This window comes from Yersinia sp. 2542 StPb PI, from assembly GCF_048593855.1.
Classification (GTDB): Bacteria; Pseudomonadota; Gammaproteobacteria; order Enterobacterales; family Enterobacteriaceae; genus Yersinia; species Yersinia enterocolitica_E.
The window spans coordinates 1-825 of the sequence record NZ_JAZGQA010000440.1; the positions used below are offsets into that span (position 1 = coordinate 1).

Below are 825 nucleotides of genomic sequence, written 5' to 3' on the forward strand. Positions count from 1 at the left end.
GTCTTTATTGGTTTTTTTCTTTTGACGCAAATATAGCAATAAGTCCCACGAATAAGAATTTTTATTATCAATTTTAATTGCTTTCTGGACTGCCGTAATTGCTTTATCATCTTGCTGTAAGCGCTCATAAGCTTGAGCTTCTAACAACCATATCGATTCACTTTTAACATCATCTGAAAATAAAGCTAGTTTTTTAAAGAAAAGATCATTTTGCTCGCTTAAGTATAGTGCTTGCAATAAATTTTCTAGTAGTGGAGACAACCATGGCTCGTCAGGCAATATAGGGTCGAGATACTTTACTGCTATTAAAGAAAGATTTAGAGCCATAAATCTTTCGCATAAAAATATTAAGTTAGAAGGATTTAATTCTTTATACCGATTTATGTCCAACGACAGGAATTCTTCAGCTTGTTGGGTTAAATCCATAATGGACTTTTTATCTTGAGATGTGCATAACCAGACTGATACTTGAAGTTCTAAGAGGGAGTTAATATAACTATCGTCAGTACTGATTTTTCCTCCGCCATATCGCCAATCGGCAAGCGATGTTTTATTAAATGAACCAATTGTAAGCAATTCGTCAAGTGTGGAGAACGTTTCGAGATCTTTTATTTCTTGAGGTAAAGTTAACTGTGAATATGGCGAAACAGTTTTATTGGTTATTTTCGTAATAATCTCAGCGCATTTACTACTGATTTTTTTTATTTCAATGATGTTTTTTTTAGCAAGATCAACTAGTTTGGTATTTGTGAATCCAGTAATATAAAGCTGATTTATTAGCGGTAATGTAAAACGAGAAATATCTGATGAAAAATTATCCAAAAG

At 32.5% G+C, this 825-nt stretch carries 1 protein-coding gene; it reads right to left on the reverse strand.

Annotated features, from left to right (window positions below):
- Positions 1–825, reverse strand: an 825-nt coding sequence (locus V1952_RS22160; protein WP_420075587.1) for a tetratricopeptide repeat protein, incomplete at both ends; no start/stop codon positions are given.